At 68.1% G+C, this 16,729-nt stretch carries 16 protein-coding genes; 10 read left to right on the top strand and 6 right to left on the bottom strand.

From position 1 onward, the window contains the following. Positions 1-214 precede the first annotated feature (214 nt). The 3 genes from CMC5_RS17475 to CMC5_RS17465 all read left to right on the top strand — a co-directional run bounded on the left by CMC5_RS17475 (position 215) and on the right by CMC5_RS17465 (position 4,002). The gene (locus CMC5_RS17475) at positions 215-1,360 is read left to right on the top strand and encodes a Stp1/IreP family PP2C-type Ser/Thr phosphatase (RefSeq protein ID WP_218920279.1); all 1,146 of its coding nucleotides are present in this window, start codon (positions 215-217) and stop codon (positions 1,358-1,360) included. A gap of 108 nt (positions 1,361-1,468) precedes the next feature. After that, on the top strand, positions 1,469-3,004 hold the full coding sequence (locus tag CMC5_RS17470) for an ABC transporter permease subunit (protein ID WP_050431498.1): 1,536 nt from the start codon (positions 1,469-1,471) through the stop codon (positions 3,002-3,004). Further along, positions 3,001-4,002: an ABC transporter permease gene (locus CMC5_RS17465; RefSeq protein ID WP_050431497.1), complete on the top strand. Its 1,002-nt coding sequence runs from the start codon at positions 3,001-3,003 to the stop codon at positions 4,000-4,002. The genes CMC5_RS17470 and CMC5_RS17465 overlap by 4 nt, the downstream gene beginning before the upstream one ends. 5 nt (positions 4,003-4,007) lie before the next feature. On the opposite strand, the gene tpx is transcribed toward CMC5_RS17465, so the two are convergent. Further along, positions 4,008-4,514 carry a thiol peroxidase gene (tpx, locus tag CMC5_RS17460; RefSeq protein WP_050435949.1) on the bottom strand — a complete coding sequence of 169 codons (507 nt, stop codon included), beginning with the start codon at positions 4,512-4,514 and terminating at the stop codon, positions 4,008-4,010. 204 nt (positions 4,515-4,718) lie between these two features. Here tpx and trxA point away from each other — a divergent pair, with 204 nt between their 5' ends. After that, positions 4,719-5,360, top strand: a complete 642-nt coding sequence (trxA, locus tag CMC5_RS17455; protein ID WP_050431496.1) for a thioredoxin — start codon at positions 4,719-4,721, stop codon at positions 5,358-5,360. Positions 5,361-5,366: 6 nt separating this feature from the next. Here the strand turns inward: trxA and larC are convergent, their stop codons facing one another. Beyond that, positions 5,367-6,575, bottom strand: coding sequence for a nickel pincer cofactor biosynthesis protein LarC (gene larC, locus CMC5_RS17450; protein ID WP_245678487.1), 1,209 nt, complete (start codon positions 6,573-6,575; stop codon positions 5,367-5,369). Between the two features lie 48 nt (positions 6,576-6,623). On the opposite strand from larC, the gene CMC5_RS47600 reads away from it, so the two are divergent. Next, a complete protein-coding gene (locus CMC5_RS47600) occupies positions 6,624-6,872 on the top strand; it encodes a hypothetical protein (protein WP_245678486.1) in 249 nt (82 codons plus the stop codon). Here CMC5_RS47600 and larB read toward each other — a convergent pair. Further along, the gene (gene larB, locus CMC5_RS17445; RefSeq protein WP_050431494.1) at positions 6,842-7,600 is read right to left on the bottom strand and encodes a nickel pincer cofactor biosynthesis protein LarB; all 759 of its coding nucleotides are present in this window, start codon (positions 7,598-7,600) and stop codon (positions 6,842-6,844) included. The genes CMC5_RS47600 and larB overlap by 31 nt on opposite strands. Positions 7,601-7,683: 83 nt before the next feature. Here larB and CMC5_RS17440 point away from each other — a divergent pair, with 83 nt between their 5' ends. The 3 genes from CMC5_RS17440 to CMC5_RS17430 all read left to right on the top strand — a co-directional run bounded on the left by CMC5_RS17440 (position 7,684) and on the right by CMC5_RS17430 (position 10,352). Further along, on the top strand, positions 7,684-8,499 hold the full coding sequence (locus tag CMC5_RS17440; RefSeq protein ID WP_050431493.1) for a hypothetical protein: 816 nt from the start codon (positions 7,684-7,686) through the stop codon (positions 8,497-8,499). 84 nt (positions 8,500-8,583) lie between these two features. Continuing rightward, on the top strand, positions 8,584-9,966 hold the full coding sequence (locus CMC5_RS17435) for a TldD/PmbA family protein (protein WP_245678485.1): 1,383 nt from the start codon (positions 8,584-8,586) through the stop codon (positions 9,964-9,966). A 14-nt stretch (positions 9,967-9,980) separates the two neighbouring features. Beyond that, positions 9,981-10,352 (top strand): hypothetical protein, encoded by a 372-nt coding sequence (locus tag CMC5_RS17430; RefSeq protein ID WP_050431492.1) that lies wholly within the window; start codon positions 9,981-9,983, stop codon positions 10,350-10,352. 303 nt (positions 10,353-10,655) lie between these two features. On the opposite strand, the gene CMC5_RS17425 is transcribed toward CMC5_RS17430, so the two are convergent. Beyond that, complete coding sequence (locus tag CMC5_RS17425; protein WP_156338672.1) at positions 10,656-11,015, bottom strand: helix-turn-helix domain-containing protein; 360 nt, start codon at positions 11,013-11,015, stop codon at positions 10,656-10,658. A 224-nt stretch (positions 11,016-11,239) separates the two neighbouring features. Between CMC5_RS17425 and CMC5_RS17420 the strand changes: the two genes are divergently transcribed. Both CMC5_RS17420 and CMC5_RS17415 read left to right on the top strand, forming a co-directional pair. Next, positions 11,240-12,652 carry a lamin tail domain-containing protein gene (locus CMC5_RS17420; RefSeq protein ID WP_169796572.1) on the top strand — a complete coding sequence of 471 codons (1,413 nt, stop codon included), beginning with the start codon at positions 11,240-11,242 and terminating at the stop codon, positions 12,650-12,652. Positions 12,653-12,871: 219 nt separating this feature from the next. Next, on the top strand, positions 12,872-13,540 hold the full coding sequence (locus tag CMC5_RS17415) for a helix-turn-helix domain-containing protein (protein WP_050431489.1): 669 nt from the start codon (positions 12,872-12,874) through the stop codon (positions 13,538-13,540). An 82-nt stretch (positions 13,541-13,622) separates the two neighbouring features. On the opposite strand, the gene scpB is transcribed toward CMC5_RS17415, so the two are convergent. Next, positions 13,623-14,909, bottom strand: coding sequence for an SMC-Scp complex subunit ScpB (gene scpB / locus CMC5_RS42645; RefSeq protein WP_245678484.1), 1,287 nt, complete (start codon positions 14,907-14,909; stop codon positions 13,623-13,625). 361 nt (positions 14,910-15,270) lie between these two features. Continuing rightward, positions 15,271-16,326 (bottom strand): segregation and condensation protein A, encoded by a 1,056-nt coding sequence (locus tag CMC5_RS17405; protein WP_245678483.1) that lies wholly within the window; start codon positions 16,324-16,326, stop codon positions 15,271-15,273. Between the last annotated feature and the right edge of the window lie 403 nt (positions 16,327-16,729).

The raw sequence follows: 16,729 nt of genomic DNA, 5'->3' as shown, positions 1-16,729 counted from the left end.
CGCGCGGGACGGCGCGCCAAGAAGTGTACGGCCCGAGGTGAGCACCTCACCTCTGGACGCCGTGCCTCCTCTGGCGGCCGGAACTGAGGATGAATCCAGCTCGGATGGCGATGCCACTTCACAACCGTCGAACGGTGGAAGCTCGCCAGACATCGCTGTGACGAAGGCCCAGGCCCGCGACAAAGTGCGGCTCCGAATCTTCGGACGCACGGACGTGGGCCAGGTCCGCGAACACAACGAAGACAACTTCATCGTCGCCGATCTGACGAAGGGCACCCGAGGCCTGATGGAGGCCGAACGCACCCAGCTCGTGGGGGAGCGAGGTGCCCTCTTCGGTGTGTGCGACGGGATGGGCGGTGCCGCGGCGGGCGAGGTCGCAAGCCAGCTCGCCGTGGACATCATCTACCAGCGCATGCTCGCCGGCCCAGAGCCGGCCGATCACGACGAACTCGCCGCGCGCCTCGTGCTCGCGATCGAGGCCGCCGGGCTCCGCATCTTCAGCGAAGCGAAGCTCGATCGGACGCGCCGAGGGATGGGGACGACGTCAACCGTCGCGGCGCTCCTCGATGATCATCTCTTCGTGGGGCAGGTCGGTGACAGCCGCGCATACATCCTGCGTGGCGACCGGCTGGTGCAGGTGACCCGCGATCAGTCGCTGGTGAACCAGCTCATCGAAGCCGGTCAGCTCACCGAGGAAGAAGCGGAGACCTTCGAGCACAACAACATCATCCTCCAGGCGCTCGGCACCGCAGAGTCCGTGCAGGTCGACCTGACCTGTGTCGTCCTCAAGCACGGTGACGTGCTGCTCCTCTGCTCCGACGGGCTCTCCGGGATGGTGCGCAACGACGAGATCCGCGAGATCCTCCGCACCATCGAGGAGCCACTGGAGGCGTGTCGTGTGCTCACCGAGAGGGCCAACCAGGCCGGAGGTCACGACAACATCACCGTGGTCGTGGCCAGGTTCGAAGGCGACTCCCTCGACAAGCCGTCGCGGGAGGACACCGAGAGCCTGAAGTACCAGAAGTACCAGCTCCCCGAGCATTTGCTGGCCGCGACCTCCGTGCCCGAGCCGACGCGACGCGCCCGGGAGGTCGAGGAGCGAAAGATCTCCCAGCGCCCGCCGGCCCCGCGACTCTGGACGCCAGGCTCCGAGGATGGATCCGGCGGAGGGGACGACAGCGACGAGCGGCATGGCGACGACGAGCAAGACGACGATGACGACCGCATGGCGAACCGCGCCTTGCCGGGAGACGACGCGATCCACATTCCCACCGAGGGCGCGCCGCAGTGGCTCGTCATCATGATGATCGCCAGCGCCGTCGCGTGTGTCTTCATTGCGGGCTACTACCTGTTCCGATAGCGCCTCATGGGGGGAGTGACGATACGACGCATGGGGTGAGCGACTTCCCTGCTCCGGACCGAGGAGCCCGCTCGGGCTCACCAGGGCCGCGGTCGGGCTGAGCAGATCATGCTGCGCCATGCGTTGAGACGACTCCTGTGGACCCTGCCGACACTCTTCGCGGTGTCGGTGGTGACGTTCCTGGTCCTGTCGTTCGTCCCGGATCCCGTGGACGATCCGCGCTTCACCGCAGCGCTGAGCCGTGCCGATCGAGAACGGATGCGACGGGAGCGGTACCTCGATCTCCCACGCTTCATCAACCCGAACCCCAGGGACGTGCGCACGCGCGCCATGGAGGCGGTGCGAGAGATCGCGGCGGGTGGAGATCAAGCCGCGCGCGCGGCGGCCACCTTGCAACGGCTCGGCGGCGCCGCGCTCCCCCACGTGCTGCCAGCGCTGGACACGCTCGCCCCCGAGCCACGGACCGAGGTCGCCCTCGCCCTCGCCCCCGTCGCGGAAAGGATGCACCTGCCGCGCGCGGAGGATGCCAGGAACCCGGCGCGCGCCGTGGCCTTCTGGACGCGCTTCTGGGACGACCGGGGCGTGGAATTCCGCGCAGCCTCCGTGCGCAGCGCGGTGAGTCGCTTCACCCGCTACGGCTCCAGCTCGCGCGCCGCGGAGCTGCGGGAGCTGGACACGTTCGCCCTCGAGTTCGTGATCAAGGCGATGCCTCCACCCCGGGATCCAACGAGCTTGCAACGAGCGCAGGCGCTCGTGGAGATCGCCGCCGACGTGACCAGCGTGGACGATCGGATCGGTCCCGACGACGATCTCGCGACCGCGCAGGCCTGCGTGACCCGATGGCAGACCTACTGGTCGGTCTATCGAGGCGACTTTGCCGTGTTCAGCGGCCCCTCGCGCATCGCGGCCATGATCCTGGAGACCCGCTACGGCAAGTGGGCCCTGGGCGCGATCACCCACCGCTTCGGTGTGGCCGCCAGCGGAGAACCCGTCCTCGACGAGCTGCGCCGCCGCCTCCCCGTGACCCTCACGCTGGTCCTCGGCGCCATCATGATGGCGTATGCGTTCGCGATCCCCCTCGGTGCGCTCAGCGCGGCCTCGCGCGGGCGAAAGACGGATCTGATCATCGCGTGCACCGTGCTCGGCCTCTGCGTTTTGCCGACACCCGTCCTCGCCATCGCCCTCGCACCGCGAAGCGGCAGCGGTGGCGGCAGCCTGCTCCTCCCCACAGCGATCCTCGCCGTGGGGCTCATCGCAGCCCCCACACGCCAGCAGCGCTCGGCGCTGTCGACGGTGCTGACCCAGGAGGTGATCCGGGCCGCGCGTGCTCGGGGTGCGGGTCGCCTGCGAGCCCTCCTGGCTCATGGCGTCCGGAACACGCTCCTCCCCGTCGTGACGCTGGCGGTCGTCGAGCCGCCGCTCGCGATCGGCGGCGCGTTCGTCGTGGAGCATGTCTTCCGCCTGGAAGGTCTCGGTGAGGCCACGATCCTCGCCGTGCAGACGCGCGACGCGAACTGGCTGATGGCGCTCTCGCTCTTTGCGGCGGCGATCGCGGCGCTGGCGGTGATCGCGACCGACCTCGCCTACGTCCTCCTCGATCCTCGGCTGGCGCGGAGCGTGCTCTCCAGGAGACGACGCGGGTGACCCACTTCGCGATCCTGTGGCACCGCATCGCCTGGAGCCGACGCGCTGCCCTCGGCGCCGTGCTCCTCGGCATGCTGTCGCTCGTCGGAATCTTCGCGGAGTTCATCGCAGGCCCCGCCCCCATCATCTGGACCGGGCCGCGCGGGGTCGAGGTGCTCGGCTCCGTGGTCCACGCAGACGAGCTCGATGCCTCGAGCGACGAGATCCGCTTCGCTCGGTACGAGACCGGGACGGGCATCTGGCCCCTCGTCCGATATGGGCCGACGCATCCCAGCGACGCCGGACCGAGCGCCGCGCCCTCATCGCGCCATCCTCTCGGCACGGACATGAAAGGCCGCGACCTCACCGCGAGGCTCGTCTACGGCGCACGGACTGCGCTCGGACTCTCGCTCGCCGCCGTGCTCACGGGGATGTTCCTCGGCGTCCTCCTCGGCGGGTTTGCTGGCACGTACCGCGGCTTCTGGAACGATCGCCTGGTCCGCCTCGTGGAGACGGTCGACACATTCCCGGCGATCATCATGGTCGCCCTGATCCGCGCGATCGAGCGAGAGCCATCCGCGCTCTCGCTCGTGCTCGCGGCGGCCGTCGTGCGCTGGGCGGAGATTGCGCGCCTCGTCCGCGCCGAGGTGCTCCGCGCATCGGCCGAAGACTACGTGCTCGCGGCGAAGGCCCTGGGCTGCTCCGACCTGCGGGTGTTCTTTCGCCACATCTTGCCGAACGCCCTGGGCCCCGTGATCGTCAGCTCGGTGTTCGGTGTGACGTCCGTCGTGCTCCTGGAAACGGCGATCTCATTCTTGCCGATGGGCGCGCCCGCGCAGGCAGCCTCGTGGGGCGAGACGCTGGCCCAGGCCGCTCTCCATCCGGAGAACCTGCGCCTTCTCCTCTGGCCCGGCGCCCTGCTCCTGCTCACCATCGGAGGCAGCTACCTGCTCGCAGACGCGCTCCGGGACGCCGTGGATCCGAGGACCGTGCGGACGCGCGAAGAGCGCCGCGGCTGACCCCGTCAGCCCAGCGCGCGAGCTGCCTTGAGCGCGGCGTCATAGTCCGGCTCGTCGGACACGTCGCTCAGGTACTCGACATGCTGAACGACGTCGCTCGCGTCGATCACGAAGACGGCGCGCGCCAGCAGGCCCACGGCAGGTGCGAACACTCCGTAGGCTCGGCCGAACGAGCGCTCCTTGAAGTCGGAGAAGGTCTTCACCCGCTCGATACCTGCAGCACCGCACCAGCGCTGCTGCGCGAAGGGAAGGTCCATGCTCACGATGAGGATCGACACGCCTGGCAGCTTCGCGGCCTCTTCATTGAAGCGTCGACTCTCGCGATCGCAGACGGGCGTGTCGAGGGAAGGGACCGCGACCAGGACCCGAGGTTTTCCGGAGAGCGCTTCCCCGGGGATCGGTTGCATCTCGTTGCTGGTGAGGGAGAAGTCGGCCGGTGCTCCGTCTCCCTGCGAAAGACGAGGACCTTCGAGTTCCGTCGGATGACCTAGCCACAAAGTCGTGTGTCCCATGATGGCGCTCGCTCCGTCGTGGTGGCTCCCGATGGTTCGGGGAGCCGTCTGGTTCAGCTCACGTCCGTGTATGCACCGGATCGGCACAGCGTGGCAGGCTCCATCGTCGGGCCCACCGGAATTGTCGAGATCCTGCGACCGCTACCATTCACCGGCACCAGATCCCCTCGCTTCCAGCCAGGAGGCCGGCTAAACCTCTCCAGCATGTCTGTCCCCGAGATCTCCGAGCAGGACTTCGAGCGTGAGGTGCTTCGTAGCGAGCTCCCGGTGCTCATCGACTTCACGGCCACGTGGTGCGGCCCCTGCAAGACCGTCGCGCCCGAGGTGGAAGCGGTAGCGCGAGAGCTCGCGGACAAGGCGAAGGTCGTCAAGATCGACATCGACAAGTCGAAGCGGCTCGCCACCATGATGCGCGTCCAGGCCGTGCCCACCTTCATGGTCTTTCACCGGGGCCGCCCTGTCGCCGCCGACCAGGGGGTGCTGCGCAAGAACCAGCTCCGTGCCCTCATCGAGCCCTTCCTGCCGCGCGCCGAGGGCGCGGTCAGGGCGCCTGAACTCGTGCAGCTCCTCCAGGAGCGCCAGGTCGTCCCCGTGGATACCCGCGAGCTCGCTGCGTTCAACCGGGCGCACATCCCGGGTGCCGTCAACATGCCGATCGAAGAGATCGAGAACCGCCTGGCGGAGCTTCACATGCTCCCGGGCGCCCCCGTTCTCTACTGTCGGAGCGGAGACAAGTCGAAAGACCTCGTCGCGAAGCTGGCCGAAGAAGGGACGCCCGTCGCCTTCCTCGAAGGTGGCTTTCTGGCCTGGGAAGCCGAGCTGCTCCCCATCGAGCGGGCCGACTGACCCTGCTCAGATCCTGGTCGCGGCGAGGGCTGCCGAGACCACCTCGCGGACCGGCACGCCGTGCGTACGCGCTGCCGCTGCACAGTCATCGAACTCGGGTTTCACCTGCGGGGGGCCGAACGGTCCCTCGCTGACCTTCACCCGGATCGCTCCGTAGACGGTCTCCACGGTGATCGAGCGCCTCGGTCGCTCCGTGCGGTTCACCGGGACACGACGAACGCCGATCGTGGTCGTCTCCGTGAGCAGCGTGGTCGCCACGGCGTCGGCCTGAGGCGCAGGCGCGAGCGCGGAGATGGTGAGCGCCGGACGACCCTTCTTCATCGTGATCGGCGTCGCCCAGGCATCCACCGCACCGACCGCGAGCAACGCCTCGATCGCATGCCCTGCGATCTCGCCGGTCATGTCGTCCACGTTCGCCTCGAGGACGACGTGCGAGGCCGAGCCGGACTCCTCCACGGTGGGAGGACTGCCGAGGACGACCCGCAGCAGGTTCGGGCGATCCGGAAGCTCACGCTGACCGGCCCCGAAGCCGACGCGCTCGGGCGCGAACGTCGGCCAGCGCTCGAAGCGGGTCGCCACCGTCGCGATGATCGCGGCGCCCGTCGGGGTCACCAGCTCGGCGTCCAGGTTCACGCCATACGTCGGAACCCCGCGCAAACAGGTGACCACCGCCGGCGGCGGCAGCGGCAAGATCCCGTGCTGCGCACGAACGAAGCCTCGCCCCATCGGGAGCGGAGAGCCCACGACTTCCGCTCCCAGATAGGCGATCGCGGCGGCCGCGCCGACGATGTCCACGATCGCGTCGACCGCGCCGACCTCGTGGAAGTGCACGCTCTCCAGCGGCATCCGATGCACCGCCGACTCCGCCTCGCCCAGGCGGCGGAAGATCCTGCGCGCGAGGGTCGCGATCGCTGGTTCGAGCGGCGCCGCGGCGAGCATCGCGTCGATCTCGCCATAGGTCCGCTCCGGCTGCTTCCCTTCCACGTGGACGTCGAAGGACGTCGCAACGATCCCGCTGCGGTGCGCGTGGCCTCGGTGGAGGTGGAACCCCTCGATGGGGAGCGCCGCCACGGCACGCTCGATGACCAGCAACGGCACCCCGAGATCGAGGAGCGCGGAGATGGTCATGTCCCCCGCGATGCCGCTGAACGTGTCGAAGAACAGGATCTTGCCCGCCCCGGCTCCCTGCTCCAGGAGGGGCATGCGCGTCGTCACGTGCTCGTGATCGCGCGCGTGGCCATGGGAGTGCGTGTGCGTGTGCGCATGCTCGTGCGTGTGGCCATGCTCGTGCGTGTGGCCATGCTCGTGCGTGTGCGCATGCTCGTGCGTGTGCGCATGCTCGTGCGTGTGGCCATGGTCATGGGAATGCCCATGCTCGTGGGTGTGACCGTGGGCATGAGCGTGCCCATGGCCAGCGCCCTCGCCGCCCTGCCCATGCCCCTCGTCAGGGGGGAGATCGTGAGAATCGCCGTGTGCCATCGCTACTGCCCTCGGTCGAGCAGCATGCGGTGAGCCGCCATCGCTGCGCCAAAACCACTGTCGATGTTGACCACGACCACGCCCGAGGCGCAGGACGTCAGCATCGAGAACAACGCGGTGAACCCTCCAAGCGCCGCCCCGTACCCGACCGACGTGGGCACGGCGATGACCGGCGCGGCGACCAGGCCGCCGACGACGCTCGGCAACGCCCCCTCCATGCCGGCGATCACGATCACCACCGCAGCGCGACGAAGCTGTTCGGAGCGCGACAGCAGACGGTGCAACCCGGCAACGCCCACGTCGTAGACACGATCGGGCTGAAGCCCCACGGCCAGCAAGGTCTCCACCGCCTCTTCGGCGATGGGGATGTCGCTGGTCCCCGCCGTGATCACCGCGACGGGCCCAGCCAGGCGCTCGGGAGCGGGGCGATGCGCAACCTTCCCCGTCCGCGCCAGAGACGAGTAGCTGAAGCCGGGCAGGCCAGCGGTGATGCGCTCTGCCTTTTCCGGCTCGATCCGCGTCACCAGCACGTTTTGCCCGGTACGCAGGATCTCTTCCGCGATGCGGATGATCTGCTCCGGCGTCTTGCCCTGGCCGAAAATTATCTCCGGAACTCCCTGCCGGAGCGCCCGGTGATGATCCACGGCGGCGACGCCGATGTCCCGGAACGGGAGCTCCTGTAGCCCCTCGAGAGCGCTCTCGACGGTCACATCACCACTACGAACCCGCTCCAGAAGCTCACGGACGTCGCGAGGATCCATCGGGCAAGGCGCTTACCGCGACGCAGCGCTCAGATCAAACGGCAAACTTTGGCGATGGCCGCCGGTGGCGCTAGGTTCCACCCGTGCCCGCGTTCGTCGCTCCACTCATCGGCTTCGCCCTGGGTGCATTGCTCGCCTGGATACGTGGCGCCGCGCCCTTGCAGCCGTTCGCTCGCTCCCAGCCAGGTGGCACGGCCTGGCAAGCGCTCCGCGATCACGGCGTGTCAGGGATGGGGACAGCCCGCACCGCCGAGGCTCGCTCGCTCGCCCTGGCGACCTTGTTCGGGCTCCTCGTCTTCACCCCGATCTGCGCCTACTTCTTGACCTTCGCGCCCGACTGGAGCTTCGCCTACCTGATCGACAGCCGCCGCGTCCCCTCGGCGCTCGAGCTGCTGCTCCTCATCGCGGACGCCGCCGCCGTCCCCGCTGGCTTCCTCGCCATGGAACGCGCGGGAGAACACCGCTCGTTCCGCGCGACCGGGAGCCTCGTCGGCGCGCCCCTGGCCCTCGCCGCCCTCCTCGTCCTGCTCCTGGGCAAGCGCTTGACCGTCGAGGGCACGTACCGCCAGATCCAGGGAGACTTCGGCGTGGGGGCCGTGGCGGGCGGTCCCCTCGGCTATGCTCTCCTGTGGATGCACGGCCTGCTCATTGCGGGCCTCGTGCTCACCGCGCAAGCGCTCCTGAACGGAAGGCGTTCGGCGAAGCGTCCACCCCGAGAAGGTGACGCGCCACGACGACCAGCAGGTCCCGCCGCCAGCGCGCCACGGAACGCCGACCCCACGCGCAGCGGGAGGCCGATGATGAGTGGCCATGCAGGTGGGAGGGCGACCTCCTCGGGGTCCGGGCGCCTCCTCGGAAACCCGCCTGCACGAAGACCTCGTCAAGGCCGAGACCACTGAAGGCACAAGCGTCGGGTCGCGCCTCGGGGATTGAGGTGACCGACCGATTGACGAACCTGCGCCCGTCCACCACCCTGAGCCCCCATGTCCGCCTACCCCAACGTCGATCAGCAGATCCAGGACCTGATGCAGCTGGCCAGTGAGGTCGTGGAGCGGGCGCGACAGGGCGGCGCCGACGTGGCCGAGGCGATCGCCCGCTCGGGCTCCGAGCTGTCCACCAAGGTGCGCCTCGGAGAGCCCGAACTCGTCGAGGAAGCCGCCCACCGGAGCATCGGGATGCGCGTGATCAAGGCGGGTCGCGTCGCCCTCACGTCGACCTCCGATCTCACGCCGAGGGGCCTCGATCGGTTCGTGAAGGATGCCCTGGAGCTGGCCGAGATCTCCCAGGAAGACACCTTCGCCGGCCCCGCCAGCCCCGACCTCATCGCCCCGGGGCCGTTCCCCGATCTCGACCTCTACGATCCCGCCGGCGGACAGGTCACCGCAGAGCAAGCCATCGCCCTCGCCCGCCGCGGCGAGCAAGCGGCCCGCGACGCCGATCCCCGCATCACGAACAGCGACGGCGCCACCTTCTCACGCACCGCAGGCGCCTTCGGCCTGGTCCTGTCGGGTGGGTTTCGGGGCGGCTATGCCGGCTCCTACGCCTCACTCGTCGTGTCGCCGGTCGCCGACGACGAAGGCGGCAAGAAGCGCCGAGGCTACCACTACAGCGCCAAGCGCCACCTCGCCGAGCTCGATTCCCCCGAGGCCGTGGGACGTGAAGCCGCGCGGCGCACCCTCCGCAAGCTGGGGGCCCGGAAAGTCCCCACCTGCGAGGCCCCCGTCATCTTCGATCCCGACGTCGCCCGCTCCATCCTCGGCCTCTTCGCTGGCTGCATGATGGGCAGCTCCATCTGGCGGAAGTCGAGCTACCTCGTGGGTCGAGAGGGGACTCGTGTCGCCAGCGAACTCGTCAGCGTGGTGGACGACCCGCTGATCCCGCGCGCACCCGGCTCCAGGCCCTTCGATGGCGAAGGACTCGCCGCGCGCCGCAACGTCGTCGTCCAGGATGGCGTACTCCAGATGATCCTCTGCGACAGCTACAGCGCCCGGAAGCTGAGCCGTCAGCCCACCGGCAATGCGTCGCGAGGCGGCGGAGGAGGCGTGGGCCCCTCGACCTCGAACCTGCTGCTTCAGCCGTCGAAGACCCCGCCGGAAGAGATCCTGCGCTCCACCAAGCGGGGCCTGTACGTCACCGAGATGATGGGCTTCGGGTTCAACGCCGTCACCGGCGACTTCTCCCGGGGCGCCTCCGGGTTCTGGATCGAGGATGGCGAGCTGGCCTTCCCCGTCAACGAGGTCACCATCTCGCTCAACCTGGACCAGCTCCTCCAGCGCATCGACGCGGTCGGCAGCGACCTCGATCTCCGCACCTCCACCGCCGCGCCCACGCTGCGCGTCGCCTCGATGACGATCGCCGGGAGCTGACCGCTGCGCGTCCCATGACCCGCCCTCCGCGACGGCAGCCATCACGTGACGCGCTGGGACCACGAAACCGCCTGACCTCCATCACGCTGCTGCTCTGCCTCGTCGGTGTGGCGCCAGCTTGCTCCTCCATCGCCGACGAGCGGTGCGAGGCGATGTGCGCATGCACCGAATGCACGGAGACGGACCACAGCGCTTGTCGGGTCAACCTCGCAGCTGAAGAGGACACCGCGGCGGCCTACGGCTGCAGCGAAACCTACGAGCGCTACACGAGCTGCGAGCTGACGAAGGCCCGCTGCCGCGACAATCGGTTTTTCCTGGACGGGATCGATTGCAGCGAGGAAGCCCAGAAGCTCACCACCTGCCGATCGCGATCCCTCACCGAATGAGGAGCGAGCCTCCATCACGTCTCGTCAGCGGGAAGCAGGCCTGGACCCCTCGATGGCTCGACCTGGCCGAGGCGCCGTTCTCCCTCACCCCTTCACCTCGTGGCGACCTCGGGTGGCCTCTTCGTCCTGCTGACCGGCAGACGCGTGATCTGCACGCGGGTGGCTGAACTGGGCACGTCAGCGCCGCAACGCCTGGATTTCACCGTGAACTGGGTGCGTCGGCGTCCGACCATCGCACTTCACCCGTCCGACGCTCCTCCAGCACCATCCGAGGCGTGGACACTCGGCAGCCAGACGGCCGACTCAGCGACCTTTCTCGGGGAGGTCTTCCGCAGGGTCCGGATACTGCTCCGCCAGCTTCATGGCTTCCGCGCGCAGCTCGGCGTGCGCCAGGAGCTTTCGCACCAGCCGCCACAGCTCGGGTTCGGCGAGCAAGTGCAGGGGTGGCTGCTGCGGGCTCCGGCGCCCCTTCGGACGTCGGGGAATGGCGGAGGGGCCCTGGCTGCGCAGCGCCTCCATCTGAGTGACATGGCGCTTGGTGGGAAATAGCTCCCCACGCTCCCAGGAGAGCACCACGTCTTGCTCGATGTCGAGCGCAGCAGCCAGCTCCCGGGCAGTACAGGCGAGTTCTTGTCGCAATGCCTTGATGTCACTCGCGTCCACGTTTCTATGGTCCGTTTTTCGAATGAAATGCATCCCGGCGTCAACTGCACCGCTCGGCGTGCCGATGGACGGGTATGTTTTCTCTACACGAACTGGCGCGCCGCTGTGCGACGAGCCTGCTGGTGGCATTGGGCGGCGTCATCGGGCTCGGGTGCCTGCCCGAGCTGCCGGGCCATTCCGCAGGAGCCGGCCCCGGGGACACCGCGCCCGAACCGGGCCCTGGCGTGACGCTACACCCCGAGGCCTCCACGCAGGCCGCGCCGCCAGTCCTCCGCGTGCATCTGCAGGTTCCCTCCAGGGCAGAGGTCGACGTCGAACGCGCCCTGCTGTTCGAAGGGGAACTCGGCCCGGCCCACCTCCGACAGATCACCCGTGGTCAGCTCTCGAAGGCCCTCTCGAAGCGGATCGTCCCTGCGCTCGTCTGGATGGAAGAGCCGACCACGGACGAACCAGTCTCAGAGGGGCGCCTCCTGGTCCTCGCCCCCACGGTCGAGCTTCAGCCGGGGGGAACGTACACGTTCGCGAGCGCGCTCCCGGAGGCCGTCCAAGTCATCCACGTCACACCGACGACGATGCCCACGCTGAGCCGCCTCTGGCCTCCAGCGGGCCAGGCCTCCACGGCCAGCTTCGGCGTCTGGTGCGGCCTGTCGCCTCTCCCCGAGCTGGAGGTCGCAGTCCACCTCGATCCAGAAGGGCCGCCCGGGAACCTGCTGCGAGGGGCCGCAGCAGGTCTCGGGGAGTCCTGTGTGCGCTTTCAGCCCGCGGCTGGCCATGAAGACGCAGGGGATGGACCGTTTCTCGGCCCTCCCGATCTCCTCCTCGACGAGGGCCTCCAGCTCGCGCTCTCCCCTCGCCCTTTCACCATGGACACCGCGCCCTCTCCGTACACGGCCACGGAGTGCGACGGCGAGCTGGTCCCCTTCGGGCCCGGGTGCGCACTCGTCGAGGATGATCGCGTCCTCGTCCAGTCGCCCGACGCGCCGCTCTTCTGGGCCGTGGCGGGAGAAGGCCACGATCTCGTGGCACCGAGAAGACCGGGGGAACCATTGATCCTCGCACCACTCCAGCCCGACGCATCGATTCACTTCGATATCGTCGTCCTCGACACTGCGGGTCGCGCCGAGCGGAGTCACTTCCGTGGCACGACGCTTGCGCCGATGGCCCACGTGGTGATCACGGAGGTGCTCGCCAACCCCATTGGAGCAGAGCCCTCTCAAGAGTGGGTCGAACTCTACAATGATGGGCTGGTGGCTGCAGATCTGGGTGGTTATGTTCTCGAAGACGTGGGCGGTCGGACGGTGCTTCCAGAGGCCTCCCTTCCACCAGGAACGTTTGCCTTGGTGGTGAATGCGTCTTTTCAGGAGGACGATGGCCTCGATCCACCCCCCGCACCTGGGACGATTCTCCTGAGAGTTCCCAAACTTGGAAAAAACGGTCTGTCCAATGGCGGAGAGCCGCTCCGGCTGTCGAATGCATCCGGGCGCGTGGTCTCACGAACGCCAGCGCTCGCGCCCCCCCGAGCGGGCATGAGTCTGGCGCGAACTGCAGCGCGAGCACCGGATGGCCTCGCCGACTCGTTCACCACGGACTGGCCTTCACCAGGTCGAGGGCACATAATGAAGAAAGCGATACCCTGAACGAATCCAAACGACCGACGTGTCCGGTAGCGGGAAGCAGGGGCATACCTGATTCAGCTCCGAGAAAATCAAGCAAAGCGGGTGACGGCTCCACTTCTGAGAGCTAGATTTCAATTCGCAACCGGCGCAGGTGGGGTTAGGGAAAGCCGCCTGAGGGGTGGCCGCCATCGCGTTCTTTCGCGAACGGTGTGATGCGGGTCCTTCGCATGGAGTACAGCGATGTCTGGTTCTCGTGAGAAGCTGTTGACTGCGTCCGACCTCGCAACCCTTTGCGAGGTCGACCTGAAGACCATTCATAACTGGGTCGATCGTGGGCGGATCGCCCATTTCCGGACGCCAGGTCGGCACCTGCGTTTCCGTGCGGCAGACGTCGCCGAGTTCCTGCGAGCATGGGGCTACTCCGTGCCGCGCGAGCTCGCCCGGGCCACCTCGAAACTCGTTATGGCCATCGGCAGCAAGGATATGATGACACAGCTGAGCCGGGTGCTCGGCGATGGCGTCCCCGTCCGGCATGCAGCGCACCCCTATGATGCGCTGATCTATGCAGGGGCCGAGCCGGCGGACGCATTCGTCGTCGATGTCCGCTCAATGCCCCCGGAGGTGGAGCTCTCGGCCCTCTTCGAGGCGCTCCACCGCGCGTGTCCGCAGGGTCTGTTCATGGCGCTCGCCGACGAGCCAGCGAACGCGCCCCCCTTCGTGACGCAGGTGGGCAAAGGGGATCTCCAGACCTTGAAATCGGCCATCGTGCCGCCGGAGTCGACACCCCAGGTCTCGAGCGGGTCACCGACCGGCGGGACCCTTCAGATTCCTCTGGAGACGAACAGCGGCGTCCAGGGGGGCATGGAGGAGGCGCCTCGGAGCGTCGCCTCCGGAGAGTTCCCCCGCTGACCCGTGGCGCAGGGTCCTCGGAGGCATGAGCCCTCGACGGACCAAGCTCCAGCGGGGTGGGGTCTGACCACGCTGGACGACATCACCCGTCGTCGAGCTGAACTTCGCCGACCTCCGAGCGCTCGCTGGACGGCTCCTCGTCCGGAGGCTCCTCGTCCGGAAGCTCGTCCGGATGGCTGACGTCAGCAGGCTCGGCAGCCTCTCCCTCGGTCTCGCCGGCTCCGGACGACGTCGTGTCCGGCCCTTCGGGTGCGGAGACATGGCGCTGCATGACCCCTTCAGCGCCAGCGAAGCTGTCTCCCATGACCTCCGTTCCCTCCGGAGGCTCCTCCCCCAGCTCACGCTCGTACGCCCGACGCGAGTCATCGCTGAGCTCGGTGAATTCGCGCAGGGTCGGCAGGTCACTGAGCGCCCGGAGCCCGAAAAACGCCAGGAAGTGAGGCGTCGTCCCGTAGATCATGGGGCGCCCGGGCTCGTCCTTCTTGCCCAGGATGCGCACGATGTCGCGCTCGAGGAGGGACTTCAGCGCGGCCCCCGAGTCGACCCCACGGACCTCGTCGACCTCGGGCCGGGTGATGGGCTGCCGGTAGGCGATGATGGCGAGGGTCTCGAGCTGCGCTCGCGACATGCGCACCGGCTTTTGCTCCGTCACCTCCCGAACGAAAGGCGAAAACGCCGGGCTCGTCCGGAACACGTACCCTCCCGCCACCTCATCCAGCCGGAAACCGCGCCCTTCGTACTCCGCGACCAGCTCCGCGAGGACCTCCCGGATGACCGGCAGCTCCGCGGTCGCGGAACGTGCGAGCTCGCGCGCGCTCATCGGTTTCTCCGCGGCAAAGATCAGCGCTTCCAGCACCCCCTTGAGGTGCTTGCGCACGACCGGCGACACCGACGACGTCCGGGGTGACTTCGCCTGCTGGGCCCGGTTGCGGAGCTGGGTCCACGCGGCGGCACGAAAACGGGCCCCTCGGTCCCGGCGGCTCGCCTTCTGCGGACGCGGATCCTCGCCACTGGCTGGCTTCGTTCCGCTCGCGTTGGCCGGCCTCGGTTCGTTGCTGCGGGCGACCTCGGCCTCGTCCCCGCTGGGTGTGTTTCCGTGGACCGACCTCGCTTGGCTCCCGCTGGATGCATCCACCTCGCTCGCGTCAGACGCTGCCTCCACCACGCTGACGGCTTCGGCGTCGTCCTCGTCGACCAGCCTCGCCTCGCTTCTGCTGGAAGCTTCCGCCTCGCTCCCGGCAGGCAGCGCCGCTTCGCCCGCGCTGGCGGTTTCGGCCTCGTCGTCGCTGGTGTCCCTCGCCTCGCCCGCGCTGGGGGCGTCTGCCTCGCTGGTGGCCTCCACTTCGCCCACGCTGACGGCTTCGCCCACGCTGACGGCTTCAGCCTCGACGTCACGGCTCGGCTTCGCATCGCTCCCGCCGGATGCTTCTGCTTCGCTCCCGCTGGCCGGCTTGGCGCCACGCTTGCTGGTTGCCTTGGCTCTGCTCCCTCGGGCTGGCTTGGACTCGCTTCCGCTGGCCGACTTCGCTCCGCTGTCCCTGTCCAGAGCGCGGGGCTCTACTCTCCGGGATCGGACCGGAGTGTGCAGGTCGGCGGTGCTCGGGTCGGCGTCCGAACTCGGTGGCGTCAATGGGGGCTGAGCCGAGAACCACGCGAACGCGGCGGCTTGCATCGACGTCATGGCGTTCGAGGTCGAGTGCGCGTCGTCGACAGGGCCACGGGATCCCACCTCAGCCCTCGACATCCATCACCTCATAGAGGTCCGCGTCGATGCTCCCCTGCTCCATGACGGTATCCCCGTAGCCCGACCGAGAGGCCTCCGGGTCCGTCTCCTCCGAGGCTTCCAGCGGAGAACCTTCGACTTCGAAGTCATCGAAGGTCGACTCTTCTCCACGGACCGTCAGCTCGACGTGAATGGTCGAGAGAGAGTCCGTCTGGTGAACACGAAGCAATCTGAGCTTGCACATCTCGAGCACGGCCAGAAACGTGATGATCAAGTCGAATCTCGAGATCGTCGTGCCACGGGGGATCCCGTCGAGCAGCAAGGCCTCGAAGGTCATCGCTTTACGAGAGGACAGCTTCTCGGTGAGCTCGACGATGCGGTCGGTGATCGAGATTCGATCGAACACCACCTCGTGATCGATGCGCACGCTGGTGCGACCCAGGATCTTCTCGAATGCATCGAGGAGGTTGAAGGCATTCACCGGGGCAAAGGGGGCAGGGCCCAGCGGCACTTCCTCTTCGCTCATCCCTCTCATGAACACGTCACGACCGAGGGTGCTGCGCTCGCTGAACGCCTCTGCTGCCGCCTTGTACTTCTGGTATTCGAGCAGCCGGCGCACGAGTTCCGCGCGCGGGTCTTCTTCTTCGCCTGGCATGCCGTCGTCGTCCTGGCCGGCAGGGACCACGGGCAGCAGCATCTTCGACTTGATGTGCGTGAGGGTGGCGGCCATGACCAGGTATTCACTCGCTAGATCGATTGCGAGTGACTTCATCACCTTGAGGTATTCGAGGTACTTCGCCGTGATGAAGCTCACCGGGATGTCGAGGATGTCGAGTTCGTGCTTCTGGATGAGATGGAGCAGCAGATCGAGCGGGCCCTCGAAACTCGGAAGGTGGACGAAGTACTCCCCCTCTCTCGGCTCCTGAGGGCCCTCCTGGGAGGCATCGTGGGTCTCTCGCTCGGCCGCGGAGGACGTGGAAGACCCCTTCGCCCGAGGCTCCCGGGGGGCCGTGCGCGCGGAACCCTGCTCCAGTCCTGCTCGTGCAGTCTTCTGGGCTCTCACGCGGTGACACGCTCCTTCCGGCGGCTCATCGCGCAGACGGTAATCCGGAGGTGTCGAACGGTCCATGTTCGGTGTAGGTGACGGCCTCCACCTCGGGGAGAATCAGGCTCATGCTCCGGGAGGAGCAGGCTCATGTCCCGGCCGGTCGACAGGATTCATCCCTGGCGCTGCTCGGCCCGCGGAGGCGCCAGGACTCGAAGAGCCAGCACCCGTAGACCCGGTACGGGCAGCGGAGAACTCGCTCCCATCCAGCGATTGCCCCCCCGGGGACCGAGGGTTCGGAGCGAGGAGCGAGTGCCCGCACAGCGCCCTCGCGCCGCCCAGATACCAGCGGTTGGACCTGCCCAGCGCGACGGACCGAGCCGACTGACGGGCAGAGCCGACCGGACGAGGGAGGGGGGAG

This window comes from Chondromyces crocatus (assembly GCF_001189295.1).
Classification (GTDB): domain Bacteria; phylum Myxococcota_A; class Polyangia; order Polyangiales; family Polyangiaceae; genus Chondromyces; species Chondromyces crocatus.
Note: the sequence above shows the minus strand (reverse complement) of the source record. Positions and strands in the feature narration are given on the sequence as shown.

What these genes read in the sequence shown, in the direction of transcription:
- CMC5_RS17470 (WP_050431498.1), top strand. Translation starts at nt 1,469, where the DNA reads ATGCTGCGCCATGCGTTGAGACGACTCCTGTGGACCCTGCCGACACTC.
- tpx (WP_050435949.1), bottom strand. Translation starts at nt 4,514, where the DNA reads ATGGGACACACGACTTTGTGGCTAGGTCATCCGACGGAACTCGAAGGT.
- trxA (WP_050431496.1), top strand. Translation starts at nt 4,719, where the DNA reads ATGTCTGTCCCCGAGATCTCCGAGCAGGACTTCGAGCGTGAGGTGCTT.
- CMC5_RS47600 (WP_245678486.1), top strand. Translation starts at nt 6,624, where the DNA reads ATGCTCGTGCGTGTGGCCATGCTCGTGCGTGTGGCCATGCTCGTGCGT.
- larB (WP_050431494.1), bottom strand. Translation starts at nt 7,600, where the DNA reads ATGGATCCTCGCGACGTCCGTGAGCTTCTGGAGCGGGTTCGTAGTGGT.
- CMC5_RS17435 (WP_245678485.1), top strand. Translation starts at nt 8,584, where the DNA reads ATGTCCGCCTACCCCAACGTCGATCAGCAGATCCAGGACCTGATGCAG.
- CMC5_RS17430 (WP_050431492.1), top strand. Translation starts at nt 9,981, where the DNA reads ATGACCCGCCCTCCGCGACGGCAGCCATCACGTGACGCGCTGGGACCA.
- CMC5_RS17415 (WP_050431489.1), top strand. Translation starts at nt 12,872, where the DNA reads ATGTCTGGTTCTCGTGAGAAGCTGTTGACTGCGTCCGACCTCGCAACC.